Origin of the sequence: Phenylobacterium sp. (assembly GCF_025351295.1) — a bacterium.
In the GTDB taxonomy this organism is placed as follows: Bacteria; Pseudomonadota; Alphaproteobacteria; order Caulobacterales; family Caulobacteraceae; genus Phenylobacterium.
On sequence record NZ_JANXWD010000096.1, the window covers coordinates 23,163 to 39,513 of the forward strand.

The 16,351-nt window shown below is 69.3% G+C and carries 14 protein-coding genes; 4 read left to right on the top strand and 10 right to left on the bottom strand.

The features are described 5' to 3' along the window. Positions 1–332: 332 nt before the first annotated feature. The 3 genes from ribB to Q0R13_RS13260 form a co-directional block, all read right to left on the bottom strand. The gene (gene ribB / locus Q0R13_RS13250) at positions 333–1,469 is read right to left on the bottom strand and encodes a 3,4-dihydroxy-2-butanone-4-phosphate synthase (RefSeq protein ID WP_293904639.1); all 1,137 of its coding nucleotides are present in this window, start codon (positions 1,467–1,469) and stop codon (positions 333–335) included. After that, positions 1,466–2,038: an NAD(P)H-dependent oxidoreductase gene (locus Q0R13_RS13255; protein ID WP_293904641.1), complete on the bottom strand. Its 573-nt coding sequence runs from the start codon at positions 2,036–2,038 to the stop codon at positions 1,466–1,468. The genes ribB and Q0R13_RS13255 overlap by 4 nt, the downstream gene beginning before the upstream one ends. Positions 2,039–2,209: 171 nt before the next feature. Next, positions 2,210–3,958: a class I adenylate-forming enzyme family protein gene (locus Q0R13_RS13260; protein WP_293904643.1), complete on the bottom strand. Its 1,749-nt coding sequence runs from the start codon at positions 3,956–3,958 to the stop codon at positions 2,210–2,212. A 148-nt stretch (positions 3,959–4,106) separates the two neighbouring features. On the opposite strand from Q0R13_RS13260, the gene Q0R13_RS13265 reads away from it, so the two are divergent. Continuing rightward, positions 4,107–4,637: a PEPxxWA-CTERM sorting domain-containing protein gene (locus Q0R13_RS13265; RefSeq protein ID WP_293904645.1), complete on the top strand. Its 531-nt coding sequence runs from the start codon at positions 4,107–4,109 to the stop codon at positions 4,635–4,637. Here Q0R13_RS13265 and Q0R13_RS13270 read toward each other — a convergent pair. From Q0R13_RS13270 to Q0R13_RS13280, 3 genes are all read right to left on the bottom strand, one after another. Next, complete coding sequence (locus tag Q0R13_RS13270) at positions 4,604–5,929, bottom strand: acyl-CoA dehydrogenase family protein (protein WP_293904647.1); 1,326 nt, start codon at positions 5,927–5,929, stop codon at positions 4,604–4,606. The two genes, Q0R13_RS13265 and Q0R13_RS13270, sit on opposite strands and share 34 nt — an antisense overlap. Positions 5,930–6,018: 89 nt before the next feature. Then, entirely contained in the window at positions 6,019–6,786 is a 768-nt protein-coding gene (locus Q0R13_RS13275) for a crotonase/enoyl-CoA hydratase family protein (protein WP_293904649.1), read from the bottom strand. Positions 6,787–6,854: 68 nt separating this feature from the next. After that, positions 6,855–7,541 carry a GNAT family N-acetyltransferase gene (locus tag Q0R13_RS13280; RefSeq protein ID WP_293904651.1) on the bottom strand — a complete coding sequence of 229 codons (687 nt, stop codon included), beginning with the start codon at positions 7,539–7,541 and terminating at the stop codon, positions 6,855–6,857. Between the two features lie 91 nt (positions 7,542–7,632). On the opposite strand from Q0R13_RS13280, the gene Q0R13_RS13285 reads away from it, so the two are divergent. Continuing rightward, positions 7,633–8,856 carry a serine hydrolase domain-containing protein gene (locus Q0R13_RS13285; RefSeq protein WP_293904653.1) on the top strand — a complete coding sequence of 408 codons (1,224 nt, stop codon included), beginning with the start codon at positions 7,633–7,635 and terminating at the stop codon, positions 8,854–8,856. Between the two features lie 23 nt (positions 8,857–8,879). On the opposite strand, the gene Q0R13_RS13290 is transcribed toward Q0R13_RS13285, so the two are convergent. After that, positions 8,880–10,352 carry an MATE family efflux transporter gene (locus Q0R13_RS13290; RefSeq protein ID WP_293904655.1) on the bottom strand — a complete coding sequence of 491 codons (1,473 nt, stop codon included), beginning with the start codon at positions 10,350–10,352 and terminating at the stop codon, positions 8,880–8,882. Positions 10,353–10,567: 215 nt separating this feature from the next. Between Q0R13_RS13290 and rfbD the strand changes: the two genes are divergently transcribed. Continuing rightward, positions 10,568–11,452, top strand: coding sequence for a dTDP-4-dehydrorhamnose reductase (gene rfbD, locus Q0R13_RS13295; protein ID WP_293904657.1), 885 nt, complete (start codon positions 10,568–10,570; stop codon positions 11,450–11,452). 178 nt (positions 11,453–11,630) lie between these two features. Here the strand turns inward: rfbD and Q0R13_RS13300 are convergent, their stop codons facing one another. The 3 genes from Q0R13_RS13300 to Q0R13_RS13310 form a co-directional block, all read right to left on the bottom strand. Further along, complete coding sequence (locus tag Q0R13_RS13300; protein ID WP_293904659.1) at positions 11,631–12,224, bottom strand: hypothetical protein; 594 nt, start codon at positions 12,222–12,224, stop codon at positions 11,631–11,633. A 413-nt stretch (positions 12,225–12,637) separates the two neighbouring features. Beyond that, complete coding sequence (locus tag Q0R13_RS13305) at positions 12,638–13,132, bottom strand: hypothetical protein (protein ID WP_293904661.1); 495 nt, start codon at positions 13,130–13,132, stop codon at positions 12,638–12,640. Positions 13,133–13,136: 4 nt separating this feature from the next. Further along, positions 13,137–14,540, bottom strand: a complete 1,404-nt coding sequence (locus Q0R13_RS13310) for an amino acid permease (RefSeq protein ID WP_293904663.1) — start codon at positions 14,538–14,540, stop codon at positions 13,137–13,139. Between the two features lie 302 nt (positions 14,541–14,842). Between Q0R13_RS13310 and Q0R13_RS13315 the strand changes: the two genes are divergently transcribed. Continuing rightward, on the top strand, positions 14,843–16,351 hold a 1,509-nt coding region (locus tag Q0R13_RS13315), incomplete at its 3' end, for a DUF885 family protein (protein ID WP_293904666.1).

The window sequence follows — 16,351 nt, forward strand, 5'->3', positions numbered from 1 at the left end:
GGAACAGATGATTTCCCGCAAGGCGGGCCGATGTGGCGTTTACGCGCACTGATCAATGTACGGCCCTTTGGCCCGTCCGGGTGCGTCGAAGGTTGGCGCCCTTTGCGTCGAACGCCTAGTCGCGCCTGCGGGAGGGGCGCCGGGCCGCCCTCAATACCGCTCATCCCGGCGAAGGCCGGGACCCAGATGGCATGGCTCAGATGTGGGCTGCAATATCGCCGAGCCCATCCAACCCGCGTCCCAGCTATCGGATCTGGCTCCCGGCCTTCGCCGGGACTAACGGTGTTGGTTAGCTATAGCATTGAAATTTCGAAGGTCTAATTGAGCCTGGATCAGCCGAACGGAACCCGGCCCACGATCCGCAGCCCATACCCCGCCGACCCCGGCAGGACGGTCTGCGACGAGGTCAGCAGCTGCATGTCGCGGACCCCCAGGTCCAGCAGGATCTGCGCCCCGATGCCGTAGTCGCGCAGGATATTGCCGGCATGGTCGGCCTGCGGCTGGCCGTAGCGTTCGCTGAGCCAGTGCGGGTTGGAGTCGCGGATGAACACCGCCACCGACGCCCCGTCATAGGCCGCCAGCGCCTGCAGCGCCTTGGGCACATAGTCCTGCCGCGCCTCGACGGCGCCCAGCATGTCGGCGGCCATATCCACCCGGTGCATGCGCACCAGCGTCGGCTTGTCCGGTTCGATCCGGCCCCGTGTCAGCACCACATGCTCGGTCTGGTCGAGGGAGTTGCGGTAGATGACCATCCGGAAGCGGCCGCCGAAAGCTGAGTCGAACGGCGTCTCCAGCACCCGCTCCACCTGCCGCTCGGTGCGGCGGCGATAGGCGATCAGGTCGGCGATGGTGCCGATCTTCAGGCCATGCAGCTGGGCGAAAGCCACTAGGTCCGGCAGGCGCGCCATGGACCCATCATCCTTCATGATCTCGCAGATCACGCCGGCCGGGTTGAGCCCGGCCATGCGGCTGATATCCACCGCGGCCTCGGTGTGGCCGGCGCGGACCAGCACGCCGCCGTCGCGGGCCACCAGCGGGAACACATGGCCCGGCGAGACGATGTCGTCGACGCCCTTGGTCGGGTCGACCGCGACGGCGATGGTGTGGGCCCGGTCGTGGGCCGAGATGCCGGTGGTCACCCCTTCGCGCGCCTCGACCGACACCGTGAAGGCGGTGCCGTGGCCCGACTGGTTGTCGCTGGCCATCGGCGGCAGGCGCAGCTGCCGGGCCCGCTCGCCGGTGATGCTCAGGCAGATCAGGCCGCGCGCATGCTTGGCCATGAAGTTGATCTGTTCCGGCGTGGCGAACTGGGCCGGGATGATCACGTCGCCCTCGTTCTCCCGGTCCTCGGCGTCCACCAGGATGTAGGGCCGGCCGTTACGGGCGTCCTCGATGATCTCCTCGATCGGCGAGATTGCGCCGGTGACGTCGGGCGTTCCGCCGGGCGGGACCAGATACGGGCGCTTCATCGAGCAATCCTCATGTTGGCGAACTCCATGACCTGCTCGGCGACGGTGTCGAGCTGCCAGGCGTCCTTGTCGTCGCGGCAGGCGCCGGCCCCGTCGAAGAGGTCGCTGGCCGCGTTCAGGGCTGCGCCGAACGGCGTCGGCCAGCCCCTCAGGGCATGTATGATCGACCGCAGCGCCATCAAGGTGGTGCCGCCCGCCTGGGCGCCCGACGCGGTGATGATCGTGCCGACCGGCTTGGCCGTGAGGTAGGGCTGGGCGTCCTTGCCGGTCAGCTCCAGGGTGTCGAGGGCGTTCTTGATCACCCCGGAGATCGAGCCGTGATAGCCGGGGCTGGCCACGATCAGCCCGTCGGCCGCGCGGACCGCCTCGGCCAGTTCGAGTTGCGCCGCAGAGGCCTCGGACGGTCGGGGATCGAAGATCGGCAGCGAGCCCAGGAACTCCCCGCCGAGCAGCCGCGTCTGCGCGCCCAGCGCCTCGGCGCGGCTGAGCGCGCAGACCAGGGCCTTCTCGGTGGAGGACCCCGCGCGGATGGTCCCGCCGATACCGAGGATGAGGGGTTTTCGGCTCATGGGCTCGACGTCTAGCCGATCCCGCCCTGACCGCAATGGGCTTGCTCCGCCTTACCCTGCCGCCGTCATCCCGCGGCTTGTCCGCGGGACCCATGCCAACCATCGCGCAAGCGGACGGATGGGTCCCGCGGACGAGCCGCGGGATGACGCCTCAGAGTAAATGGCGAGAGATCAGGCCCCTTGCTTCACGAAGACCGTCTTCAGCTCGGTCTTGACGATCTTGCCGTTGGCGTTGCGCGGCAGGGTCTCGGGCCAGAACACCACCTTCACCGGGACCTTGAAACCCGCCAGCCGCTCGCGCACGAACTGGCGCAGCTGCGCCTCGGTCGCCGTGCCGCCGGGCCGCAGGTGGACCACCGCGCCGGGCTCCTCGCCCAGGGTCTTGTGCGGGATGCCGACCAGGGCCGCGTCCATCACGTCGGGATGGTCGTAGAGGGCGTTCTCGACCTCGACGCAGTAGATGTTCTCGCCGCCGCGGATCAGCATGTCCTTGGCCCGGTCGACGATGAACAGGAAGCCCTCGTCGTCGATCCGCGCCAGGTCGCCGGTGCGCAGCCAGCCGTCGACGAATGTTTCCGCCGTGGCCTGGGGCTTGTTCCAGTAGCCCTTCACCACCTGCGGGCCCTTGCACCACAGCTCGCCCACCGCGCCCTCGGGCAGCAGGGTCACGCCGTCGGCCGGGTCGCGGATCTGCATCTCGCCCACCGGGGCGGCGGGGCCGGCGCTGTGGGGGCGGTTGGTGTAGTCGCGACCCAGGTGCGAGGTGAAGGTGGCGGTGGTCTCGGTCATGCCCCAGCCGTTGCCGGGGGCCGAGCCGGGGAACACCTCGGGGATCCTGCGCACCAGCTCCGGGGCCGAGGGGGCGCCGCCGTAGGCCACCGACACCAGCGAGGACAGGTCGTACTTCGACCGCGCCGGATGCTCGATCAGCTGCCAGGCGATGGTCGGCACGCCGCCGGTGGAGCTCACCTTCTCGCGCTCGATCAGGCGCATCGCCGGCTCGGCGTCCCAGCGGCGCATCAGCACGATCTTGCCGCCGGAATTCAGCGCCGGGCCCAGCGTCGCCGACAGGCCGGTGGCATGGAACATCGGCACCACCAGCAGGGTCACCCGCTGGGGCGTCTTGGTGGGGTCCATCTCCGGCAGCGGATCGCCGGCCCGCAGGAAGTTCCGCGCCGCCGAGATGCCGCCGGCTCCGATGTTCGAGGTCATGTTGCGGTGGGTGCCCAGCGCGCCCTTGGGCTTACCCGTGGTGCCGGAGGTGTAGAGGATGGTGGCGTCGTCCTCCGGTCCCAGCGGCACGTCCGGCATCGCCAGGTCCGGCAGGTCCGGCCAGCTGTTCACCGTCCCGATCACGTCCTCAAGGCGCTCGACCTTGCCGACCGGCGGCGTAGCCAGGCGGGCGCCGTAGACCTTCTGCAGGTCCGGCAGCGTGTCTAGAAAGACGGCGACCCGGTCCAGCCGCTCCTCGTCGACGAAGGCGATCTTGGTCCCGGAATCGGCCAGGCCGTACTCCAGTTCCGCCCCGGTCCACCAGGCGTTCAGCGGCGTGACGATCGCGCCCGCCAGCACCCCGGCCCAGAAGCACACCGGCCATTCCGGCAGGTTGCGCATGATCACCGCGACCCGGTCGCCTTTCCTGACCCCATCCGCTTGCAGGCGGTGGGCGAGTGTCAGGGTCGCCCGGGCGAAGCTGTCGAAGGTGGCCCGCTCGTCGTCGTAGATCAGGAACTCCCGCTCGCGGAACCGCAGGCCGTTGACGAACACGTCGCGAAGGGTCGGCGGCGCGTTCTTCCAGGTCCGGGTGGGAATGCCCCGGATCACCAGCGCCTCGATCTCGAACGGCGCGCCCGGACCGGTCAGCCGGGCATGCGCCTCGGCGATCGATATCACCGGCCAGGGCTTGGCGGCTTCGGACACTGACGCACCTCGGAGACGGAAAATTCTGAGGCGTCATCCTAACGGTCGTTTGAAGACCGGGCCAATAGCGCCGAGGTCAACACTATTATATCATTGGTCGCTGAACTTCGTTTTCATTATTCTGCCGGTAGGATCGAGGAGGGTGGCCATGAGACTCAGGAAATTGCTGCCGAACGTCGCGTTGATGCTCGCCGTGTGCCTGTCGGCCGCTGGGGCCCAGGCCGCGGTTGTGATCAGAAACGCCACGGGCATGGATGCGAACGACTTCCACATTCTGTTCAGCGGTCCGGCCGACAAACTGAAGATCACGAGCAGCAACTTCAAGCCGGGTGTCAGCTACCCGCCGCCATCGGCGAAGCAGAACCAGATCGATCTCATGGGCGGCACGGTGAAAAACGGAAACCAGTTCACCATCAACAACCTCGCCATTGGAAAAGGTGGCGTCGGGCTAAGCGTAGTGTCGTGGTTCTTCACCCTGGATGGCGATAAGCTCGACGGCGATCCGCTGGTCAATATCGGCAGCGACACCTACGTCGACATGGCGACGATCACCGCCAAAGGTTTCAGCATCCGGCCCGTGCCCGAGCCGGCGGTCTGGAGCTTGATGATCCTGGGGTTCGGCCTGGCCGGTGCCGCCTTGAGGCGTCAGGCCTTCTCCGTCGCCCGCTGCGCCGCGTAGGCGTCCTTCAACTCGCCCAACTCGGTCTTGAACCGCGCCCGGGCCTCATCCTGCAGCTTGGGGATGTGGTAGCTGGGGAACAGGTCGTTGTCGGGCGTGTAGTCCTTGAGGATCTGCTTCGCCAGGGTGACCTTGTGCACCTCGGTCGGCCCGTCGGCGATGCCCATCACCAAGGCCGACGTCACCATCCGCATGAACGGCATCTCGTTGGAGACCCCCAGCGCGCCGTGCAGGTGCGCCGCCTTGGTGGCGATGTCGTGATAGACCTTGGGCGTCATCACCTTGATGGCGGCGATGTCCTTGCGGACCCTCTGGTAGTCCTGGTGCTTGTCGATCAGCCAGGCGGTGTGCAGCACCATCAGGCGGAAGCTCTGCAGGGCGATCCAGCTGTCGGCGAGGTCGGCCTGCACCAGCTGCAGATCCGCCAGCCGGCCGTCGCGGGTGCTGCGCGACACCGCCCGCTGGCACATCAGGTCGAGCGCGTGGCGGCAGGCGCCGACCGTGCGCATGGCGTGGTGCACCCGGCCGCCGCCCAGCCGCACCTGGGCGATGACGAAGGCCGCGCCGCGGTCGCCCAGCAGGGCGTCGTAGGGCAGGCGGACGTCGGTATAGCGGACATAGCCTTCCGTCCCGCCGCCGATCTCCCCGCCCGCGCCGACGCCGACATTGCGGAGGATCTCCACCCCCGGGGTGTCGGTCGGCACCAGGAAGATCGAGGTGCGCCGGTAGGGGTCCTTGGCGTCCGGGTCGGTGACCGCATAGAGCACCAGGACCTGGGAATAGCGCGCGTTGGTGGAGAACCACTTCTCGCCGTTGATCACCCAGTCCTTGCCGTCCAGCACGGCGCGGGTGGTGAAGGTCAGCGGGTCGGACCCGCCGGTGGGCTCGCTCATCGAGAAGGCCGAGCGGATCTCGCCGTTCAGCAACGGCCAGAGGTACTGCGCCTTCTGCCTGTCCGTGCCGTAGTGGGCGATGATCTCGGCGTTGCCACTGTCGGGCGCCTGGCAGCCGAACACCGAGGGGGCCAGGCCGTTGCGACCCAGCTTCTCGTTCATCAGCGCCAGCTTCAGCTGGCCGAAGCCCTGGCCGCCCAGCTCCGGGCCCAGGTGGCAGGCCCACAGGCCCTGCGCGCGCACCTTCTGCTGCAGTGGCTTGATGAACTTCTCGCGGCCCAGGATGGAGAACACCGCCATGCCCAGGTGGGAGAGCGGCTCCACCTCGTCGCGCATGAAGTCTTCGATCCAGTCGAGCTTCTTCTGGAACGCCGGATCGGTCTCGAAATCCCAAGCCATGGCCTGCGCGCCTCCCAGCGACTTTTTCGTATTCTGGGTATGCTAGACGTCGCCGGGACCGATATCAAACGCTGGTTTTCGACGCGCCGCTAGAACGCGCCGCCGCGTCCCTCGCCGCCGGCGAACCGCGTGGCGCCTTCGACGGCCGAGCCCGTCCGCAGGGTCTCCATGCCGAACCGCACCTCGGCGGCCTGGGCCTGGTCCCAGTCGAGCGACCACTGCTCAAGGGCCGAGAGCCGGTCGTTGCGCAGGCAGAGTTGCGGGAAGGCGCCGATCTGGCGGGCCAGTTCCAGGGCGGCCGCCAGCGCCTCGCCCTTCGGGACCAGCCGGTTGGCCAGGCCGATCTCGAAGGCCTCCTGCGCCGCCACCGCCCGGCCGGTGAGGATCAGGTCCATGGCCCGGCTGGCCCCGATCAACCGCGGCAGGCGCACGGTGCCCAGGTCGATCAGCGGCACCCCGAACCGCCGGCAGAATACCCCGAAGGTCGAACCCTCCGCCGCCACCCGCAGGTCGGCCCAGCAGGCCACCTCCAGGCCGCCCGCCACCGCCGGCCCCTCGATGGCGGCGATCACCGGCTTGCCGAGCCGCAGGCGCGTGCAGCCCATGGGTCCGAAGTCGCCGGTCGCCTCGATGCGGTTGCCGCCGCCGGTCGAGATCGCCTTCAGGTCGGCGCCGGCGCAGAAGAACCCCCCACGCCCGGTCAGCACCGCCACATCCAGGCTCTCGTCGGCGTCGAAGGCCTTGAAGGCGTCGTAGAGCCCCCGCGCGGTCTCGCGGTCCACGGCGTTGCGCCGCTCGGGCCGCTCGAGGGTGACGATGGCGATGCGGCCGTCGCGTTCCGAGCTCACGGTGGGCATGGCGGGCTCCCTCAAAGGCCTCGTCCATGCTGACGTCGAAAACCTTTCGGAAGGCAAGCATCCCCGGCTCAGGCGTGGCTCAGCACGGTCATCTTCATCTGCGCGCGGATGCGGTAGCCGAGGTGCTCGTAGATGCGGATCGCGCCAGTGTTGTGCGGATAGACGTGCAGGAACGGGGTCTCGCCGCGCGCCTCGATGCGGCCTGCGACCACCCCCATCAAGGCGGCCGCGTAGCCATGGCCGCGGTGGTCGGGGTGGGTGCAGACGGCGCTGACCTCGGTGAACCCCGGCAGCTTCAGCCGCTCCCCCGCCATGGCGGCGAGCCGACCCCCGATCTTGACGCCGACAAAGTCGCCCAGCCGATGGGTGCGCTGGAAGAAGGGGCCGGGCTGGGTCAGCCGCGCCAGCGCGAACATCTCGGCCGCGTTGGCCTCCGTCAGGTCGACGATCTCGAAGCCGTCGGGGCGGACGGTCATCAGGGCGCCCGCGACCATCTGGGTCACGCCGATCGGCGGCTGGTTGACGACGCCGGGGATCGCCGGCCAGTCGGCGGCCTCGACCATGCCGAGCTGGCCCTCACCCAGCACGATCGCGGCCAGCGCCACGAGGTTCGCCGGCGACGGATCGGCGGCGGCGGCGAACAGGCCATAGGTCCGGTCGATGCGGACCGCGTGCGCGTCGCCCACCGCCAGACCCGACTGGCGGGTCGTGAGCGCGCCCCACACCGGGCGGTCCAGTGGATGATCGAGCGTCATGGGCCCTCCGGGGAATCAGCCTTGAACCGTCGAACTTGCGACCGCGCGGCAGGCAAGGGCAAATGGCCGCCGTCCGCGTCAGGAGAGCACCATGGGCAAGGCCAAGCAGCACGGCTTCTCGAAGGATCGCCTGCAGCGGATCGACCGGTTCCTGGCGGACAAGTACGTCGGACCCGGCCGCATGCCCTGCGCCCAGTTCCTGCTCGCCCGCGGCGGCGAGGTGGTCCACCAGTCGGTGCTGGGCCAGCAGGACCCCGAGCGCGGGACCGCCCTGGCGGAGGACAGCGTCTACCGCCTCTATTCCATGACCAAGCCGGTGGCCTGCGTCGCCTTGATGACCCTGGTCGAGGAGGGCCTGATCGCCTTGGACGATCCGGTGGCCAAGCACATCCCGGAGTGGGCGGGCCTGGCGGTTTTCTCGGCCGGGGTCGGGCCCTACCTGACCACGCCGCCGGCCCGGCCGATGCAGGTGGTCGACCTGCTGCGCCACACCTCCGGGCTGACCTACGGCTTCCAGAATCGCACGAACGTCGACGCCGCCTACCGCAAGCTGAAGCTGGCCGATCATCACGGGGACGAGGACCTGGAAGGAATGATCCGGCAACTGGCCAGGCTGCCGCTGGAGTTCTCGCCGGGCGAGGCCTGGAACTATTCGGTCTCCACCGACGTGGTCGGCTACCTGGTGCAGAAGCTCTGCGGCAAGCCATTGGACCAGGCGCTGCAGGCGCGGATCTTCGACCCGCTGAAGATGGTCGACACCGGCTTCCATGTCCGCGAGGACCAGCGGAGCCGCTTCGCCGCCTGCTACAACGCCCTGCCCGGCGGCAAGATGAAGCTGCAGGACGATCCCACCACCAGCCCCTACCTTGCCCCGCCGAAACTGCTGTCCGGCGGCGGCGGGCTGGTGGGCACGGCGGCCGACTACCTGCGCTTCGCCAGCATGCTGACCAACGGCGGCGAGCTGGACGGCGCGCGGATCCTGGCGCCCAAGACCGTGAAGCTGATGGCCTCCAACCACCTGCCCGGTGGCCAGGACCTGACGGCGCTCTCTCGCTCGCTGTTCTCCGAGAGCACCAACGCCGGCGTCGGCTTCGGCCTGGGCGTGGCGGTGGTGTTCGACGCCCCGCAGACCCTGATCCCCTGCTCGAACGGCGAGTTCTATTGGGGCGGGGCGGCCTCGACGGCGTTCTGGTGCGACCCGCTGGAGGACGTGACCGCGGTGTTCATGACCCAGCTGCTGCCGTCGTCGAGCTATCCGATCCGCCGCGAGCTGCGGACCCTGGTCTATGCGGCGCTGATGGAGAGCCGTGGGTAGGGCGGCGCGACGTCAGCGCCCCCTCAGCGGGCCTTCACCGTCTCCGGCTCGGCGACCGAGGCGGCTTCGGCCATGGCTTCGGCGCCCTCCATCATCGGCTGGCCGAAGCCGGTGTCGGCCTCGTCGGTTGCGGGCATGGTGGTGGGCAGCATCCGCGATTTCCGCCAGCCGCCCCAGGCGTAGTAGCTGGCCGCCAGCACCAGGGTGGTGACGCTGCCGACCGGGAAGGCGTACCAGACCGCGTCCTCGCCCAGGTACGGCTCCATCAGGTTGGCGAACGGGATCCGCACCGCCCAGAGCGCGACGATCATCGCCAGCAGGGGCGGCCAGACCGCCCCCGTGGCCCGCACGATGCCGGAGAAGATGAAGGCCATCCCGAAGGCGATGAAGCCCCACAGCACGATCGAATTGATGTGCACGGCGATGGCCAGCGACGGGCTGGTGGCCGGCAGGAAGGCGCGCAGCACCCAGGGATCGGCCAGCTCGATCAGCAGCACCGGCAAGCCGGTGAACAGCAGGGCGTAGAGCACGCCGCTGCGGGCGATCCGCTCGACCCGGTCCATCCGGCCCGCGCCGACGTTCTGGGCGGCCATCGACGAGACCGCGGCCCCCAGCGCCATGGCCGGCATCTGCACATAGGTCCACAGCTGCGCCGCCGCGCCGTAGGCTGCCGAGGTGTGGACGCCGTACTTGTTGACCAGGCTCATCATGGTCACCGCCGCCAGGCTGACGACCATCATCTGGAAGCCCATCGGCAGGCCCTTCATCACCAGCGAGCGGACGATGGTGAAGTCGGGGATCAGCAGGCGAAGCTCATGGGGCCGCAGCACCAGGATCGACTTCTTGCGGTAGAGGTGGATCACCATGGCCAGCAGGGTGATCGTCTGGGAGACCAGGGTGGAGGTCGCCGACCCGGCGATGCCCATCTTCGGGAACGGCCCGATCCCCATGATCAGCAGTGGGTTCAGCACCACGTCCATGCCGACCGCCAGCAGGGAGAAGTAGAACGGCGTCCGGCTGTCGCCGGTGCCGCGCTGGGCCATCATCACGTACGAGAAGAAGTACATGAACGGCATGGCCGAGAAGATCACCCGCAGATAGGCGATGGCGTCGCGCTTGGCGTCCAGCGGGGTGCCCATGGCGGTGAGGATGCTCGGCGTCAGGGCCGCGCCCAGCGCGCCGACGGTCAGCGAGACGACGATGAAGAAGGCGGTCGAGGTGCCGATCACCCGCTTGGCCAGGGCCGGGTCGCGGGCCCCCATCGCCTGGCCGATCATAATGTTCGACGCCATCGACAGGCCGAACACCGCTCCCAGCATCAGGAACATGATCTGGTTGGCATTGGAGGTGGCGGTCAGCGCCGCCTCGCCCAGCACATGACTGACCCAGATGGCGTTGGCCGAGCCGTTCAGCGACTGCAGGACGTTGGAGCCCAGCACCGGCAGGGCGAACAGGATCAGGGTCTTGCCGATCGGACCCGTGGTCAGGTCCGGCATCTTGCGGCCGCCGAACCCGGGGGGGCCGCCAGCCGGTCCGCGTGCGCCTCCCGTCCGAGCTTCCACGCCATCCTCCCGCAGCCGATCGACCGGGACGCCCGGCCGATGACTCGCTGTCCCGCATTGCTTCTACGGGCGGCGGCGCATCCGGTTCAAGCGCGGCCGAACATCACGGCCCCGGTTGAGGCCCGGAAGTTTCGCGCTAAAGGGGGCGGATGACCCTGAAGATCCTGCAGTTTGGAACCACCGGCCAGCTGGCTGTCGAGCTCCTGCGCCAGGCGCCGGACCACGACGTGGTGCTGACCGCGCTCAGCCGCGCCGACGTCGACCTGGCCGACCCCGCCGCCGCCGCGCTGAAGGTCGCCGATGCCCGCCCCGACCTGGTGGTGATCGCCGCGGCCTACACCGCCGTGGACCTGGCCGAGACCGAGCGCGACCTAGCCCGGACCGTCAACACCCTGGCGCCGGGGGCGATCGCGGAGGCCTGCGCGGCGACGGGGACGGCGCTGCTCAACATCTCGACGGACTACGTGTTCGACGGCGCGGGCGGCGCGCCCTACGCCGAGGATGCGGCGACCCATCCGCTGAACGTCTATGGCGCCACCAAGCTGGAGGGCGAGCGGGCGGTGACCGCGGCCTGCCCCCGGTCGCTGAACATCCGTACGTCCTGGGTGGTCTCGGCCCACGGCAAGAACTTCGTGAAGACCATGCTCAGGGTCGCCGCCGCGGGGAACCCGCTGAAGGTGGTCGACGATCAGGTGGGTCGGCCCACCTCGGCGGCGGACCTCGCCGGCTTCATCCTCTCCCAGGCGGGCCGGCTCGCGGCGGCCAAGGTGGGCGACCCGGCCTTCGGCACGGTCCACTTCGCCAATGCCGGCGAGGTCAGCTGGCGCGGCTTCGCCCAGGCGATCTTCGCCGAGGCGCTGGGCGACCAGGCGCCCGACGTCGGGGCGACCACGACGGCCGACTATGTCACCCCGGCGCAGCGGCCGCTGCGCGCCACCATGGACCTGGGCAAGCTGCGTCAGGTGTTCGGCGTCACGCCCCGGCCCTGGCGCGCGGCGCTCAAAGACATCGTCGCCGAACTCAAAGCCCAATAACAACGCGTGTCATCCCGGTTTCGGCGCAGCCGAAGACCGGGACCACGAGTATCAACGATGGAGCAAGGTTTGCAGCGGCGCGGCCGAACGACCATCGGCGCCGTTGACGATCGTGGGTCCCGGTCTTTCGCCTGTGGCGAAAACCGGGATGACACCGCAAGGGAAGGGCTGTGGGCGCCTACTTCGACGCCTTGACCAGCTTCTCCAGCGACTTCTCCATGCGCGCGAAGCCGGCGGTCATGCAGGCCATCATCGCCTCGGCGTCCGCGCTGGGGCCGCCCGACGAGGCCTTCTTCTTCGCCCCGGCCATATCGCGCACGCAGTCGTAGACTTCCCGAAGCCGGCGGCCCGAGTCGATCTCCTCGGCGATGTACCAGGTGAGCAGGTTCGCGGTCATCGGATCGAACTCGCCCTCGGCGATCTTGCGGCGGATGTCGCCGAAGAAGTCGCCGTCGCCATCGCCCTGCTGCCGGTCGCCGATCTTGTCCAGATCGCTGATCCGCGGGTCGGCCAGCTTGGCCAGGGTCTCGGCGCCGCGCGGGTCGACCCTCCTGCGCAGGCTGAAGCCCAGCTCGGCGATGCGGCGGCAGAACACGTCGCCGTGGCTGCGCTCGCGCGCGGCGACCAGGCGCAATGTGCAGGCCAGATCCGCATTGGGCGTCACGTCGGCCCAGGCCTCCAGATAGACCCCGGCCGCGCTCTCGGCGTTCGAGATGGTGTTGAGCAGGCCCAGGTACTTGGGCTTCTGCAGGGTGGCGGTGTTGCCTTCCATGGTGCCTCTCCGTGGCTGCCGGGCGTCTCAGGCGCGCTTGCAGGCAGCAGCATGAACCGGGCGCCGCTGCGTAAGGCTACAGGCGCGAATCGCGACCGGTCCCGGGCTCCCGACCCGGCTGCATGGCGGCCGCCGGCGTCAGAGAACGTGCGACGTCTGCGCCCGCTGGATGTGCGGCGCAGAGGGTGGCCGGGCGTGCGCATCGGCCCCGCCGTCGACCTTCGCCATCCAGACGATCACGGCCCCGAGCAAGCCCGCCAACGAGGCCAGCGTCACGATGAGCGCCCAGCTCCGCATTCCCCGACCTCGCCGCGACGTCGAGCGACTTGTCGCGGAAGTTGTGGACCATGGGCAGGGGCGCGGACGGCAATTCTACCCAGATCGGGGACCATTGTTCGGCTCGGCGCCTCGCCTTAGCCGAGATCCACACCGACGTTGCGCAGGCCGCGGACCAGACGGCGGAGGTTGGCGAGGTTGTCGATCAGCAACTGACGGTTCTGCTCGGTGTCCAGGGCGTCGGACGGGACGATGACGCCGTTCTTGACCCGCACGCAGTAGCCCGCCTTCACCAGCCGCTCCACGTGCCGGCGGGTCGTCTCGTAGGGCAGGCCCAGGCTCTGGGAGAGCGACAGCACGCTGACCGGACGCCGGACCTCGTCGGGCGGGATCGCGCCGAGGCCCAGATATTCGCCGGCCGTGGCTTCGCTCTGGCCCAGGTGGCTGACGTTGGCCTGGGAGATCGCCATCGCCACCAGTCCGGTCACCACCTCGCCGTTGGCCATGCCGATCACGATCCGCAGGGTCCGCAGCAGATAGTCCGCGGTCAGCCGCGCGGCCACGCGGGCGCGGTCGTCGGGGACCGAAGGCGGGGCCGGGACCGAAGGCGGGGCGTCGGCATGAGGGCGCATGGACTTACACGGCCTCCGCCATCCGGCTCTTCACCCGGCCATAAAGCAGGTAGACGACCACGCCCACGGCGTTCCAGCCCAGGAAGAACAGCATGGTCTTGGTCTGCAGGCTGGTGAACAGGTAGAGGCAGCCCAGCACGGCGCCGGGCGCGATCAGCCAGACGGCCGGGGTGCGGAACGGCCGCGCCAGGTCGGGCGCGCGGCGGCGCAGCACCATCACGGCAAAGGCGGTGGCGATGAACGCCGCCAGGGTCCCGGCGTTGGCCAGCGAGGCGATCTCGTCCAGCGGCGCCAGCCCGGCGAACACCGCCGCGACCACCCCGGTCAGGATGGTCACCGCCGCCGGCACGCCGCGCCGGTTCACCCCGGCCAGGGCCCGCGGCAGCAATCCGTCGCGCGCCATGGCGAAGAACACCCGGCTCTGGCCGAACATGAACACCATGATCACCGTCGGCATGGCCACCACCGCCGCCCCGGCGATGATCGCCGCGGCCCCAGGTTTACCCAGCTGCTTCAGCACGAAGGCCAGCGGCTCGGGGCTCTTGGAAAACAGGCCGAACGGCACGGCCCCCAGGGCGCAGGCCGCGATCACCATGTAGATCAGGGTGCAGAACGCCATGGAGCCGATGATGCCGATGGTCAGGTCGCGCTTGGGGTTCTTGGCCTCCTCGGCCGCCGTCGAGATGGCGTCGAAGCCGTAGAAGGCGAAGAAGATGATCGCCGCGGCCCCCATCACCCCGAACTTCTTGCCCGTGGCGCCGCCTGCCAGCTCGTGGGCACCGTAGCCGAAGGGCGCGAAGGGGTGGAAGTGGGCGGCGTCGAAGCTGGGCAGGGTGAAGGCCACGAAGGCCGCGAGCGCCGCCAGCTTGATGCAGACCAGGATGAAATTGACCGTCGCGCTCTCCCGCGTGCCGACCAGCAGCATGCCGGTGACGGCGAGCGCAATGACCATGGCGGGGAGGTCGACCACACCCTTGTTGAGGAAGATCTCCGGCACGCCCCAGGCGGCCTGGCGGATCAGGCCCGATGCATAGCCCGACCAGCCGACCGACACCGCGCTGCACACCAAGGTGTATTCGAGGATCAGGCTCCAGCCGATCACCCAGGCGATGCCCTCGCCCAGGGTGGAATAGGAATAGGCGTAGGCGCTGCCGGCCTGCGGCGACAGGCTGGCCATCTCGGCGTAGCACAGCGCCGCGCCGGCGCAGACCGCGCCCGCCACCGCGAAGCTGAGGATCACCGCCGGCCCCGCCAGCCCGGCGGCGACGCCGGTCAGGGTGTAGATGCCGGTGCCGATGATCGCGCCGACCCCCAACGCCATCAGGTGCGGCCAGCCCAGGGTGCGCTTGAGGCCGCCGTCCGTCCGCATCTCCGCCTCGATCGGCTTGCGGCGGGTCAAGAAGCTCATGGACCGGTCTCTCCAGACAAGGCCGCACCTTGGCCCGCGCCGATCCGTGATGCCAAGCCCGGAGCGGGCAACGGCCCGCATGGACGATGACACGCTCAAGACCCTCTGATTTTGTGCGCTTTCCGCGACGAAACGGCCTCCACGTCGGTGGGGACGCGCCCGAAACCGTGATGGATTGATCGTCACTGGAATTCCCCCGGTTGCGGGGGGAAGCAAAGAGACCCTGGTCTCCTCGGTCCTCACAGCCTCTAGGCGCCAACGGTGGAGGGCGCCAGCTTGGCCGCCGTGTTCGGGGAAATTCCATGCGCCGCCTGCTGATCGTCTTCGCCCTGCTGTTCGCCGCCCAGCCGGCCCTGGCGGACGACGGGCCGCTGAACGCCCTGGTGGCCGACTACGAGGCCTATGCCCTGGGCCAGGACCCGATCGCCGCCGGGCGCGAGGGCGACCGCAAGGCGCTGGCCAAGCTGCCCGACGTGTCGGTCGGCGCCGACACCCTGCGCCGCAGTTTCTTCGACGAGTTCAAGCAACGGCTGGACGCCATCGACCCGGTAGGGCTCACGACCGAGGCGCGGCTGAACCGCGATTTCCTGGCCTGGACGCTGGATCGCCGGCTGAAGAGCCTGGGCTTCGACGAGGCCCGGATGCCGTTCAACAGCGACTCGGGCTTCGACCAGGACCTCGGCTACGTCGCCTCGACCACCCGCCTCGACAGCGAGGCCGACGCCCAGGCATGGCTCAGCCGCCTGAAGGCCCTGCCGCGCTACTACGCCCAGAACATCGACAACGCCCGGCGCGGCGTGAAGTCCGGCTTCACCCAGCCGCGCTCGACCAGCCTCTTGGTCCTGGCTCGGGCGAAGGCAGCGGCCGCCGCGCCGGTGGAGAGCGATCCCCTGCTGGCCCCATTCGAGGGCGCCAGGCTGTCGCCGGCCAGGCTGGCCGAGCTGCGCGCCACGGCGGTCGCGGTGATCCGCGACCAGGATCGCCCGGCCCAGCGCGACTTCGCCACCTTCCTGGAGAAGGACTACCTGCAGGCCAGCCGCAAGGCGCTGGCGGCCCGGACCCTGCCGAACGGCGAGGCCTATTACCGCTGGCTGGTCGCCGACCACACCACCACGACCATGACCCCTGACCAGATCCACGACCTGGGGCAGTCCGAGGTGAAACGGATCCGCGCCCAGATGGAGGTCGTCATGGTGCAGGCCGGCTGGACGGGCGACCTCACCGGCTTCATCGCCATGCTGCGCAAGGACCCGCGATTCTACGCCACCTCACGCGAGGCGCTGCTGGAGAAGGCCGCGCTGATCGACAAGCGCATCGACGACCTGCTGCCCCAGTACTTCGCCACCCTGCCGCGGCTGACCTTCGGCGTGCGGCCGGTGCCGGCCGAGATCGAGGACGGCTACACCTCGGCCCGCTATTTCGAGGGCGCCCCGAAGCAGGGGCTGGCCGGCGGCTTCATGGTCAACACCAGCCACCTGGACCAGCGGCCGCTCTACGAACTGCCGGCCCTGGCGGCGCATGAATCCGTGCCCGGCCATCACCTGCAGATCGCGCTGGGCCAGGAGCTGGTGGGCGTGCCGGCCTTCCGCCGCAACGCCGGGGTCACCGCCTTCACCGAAGGCTGGGGGCTCTATTCCGAACGACTGGCGGGCGAGATGGGGATCTACCGCGACGCCTATGAGCGGTTCGGCATGTTGTCGATGGAGATGTGGCGCGCCTGCCGGCTGGTGGCCGACACCGGCCTGCACTGGAAGGGCTGGACCCTGGAGCAGGCCAAGGCCTGTTTCACCGACAACACCGCGCTGGCGCCG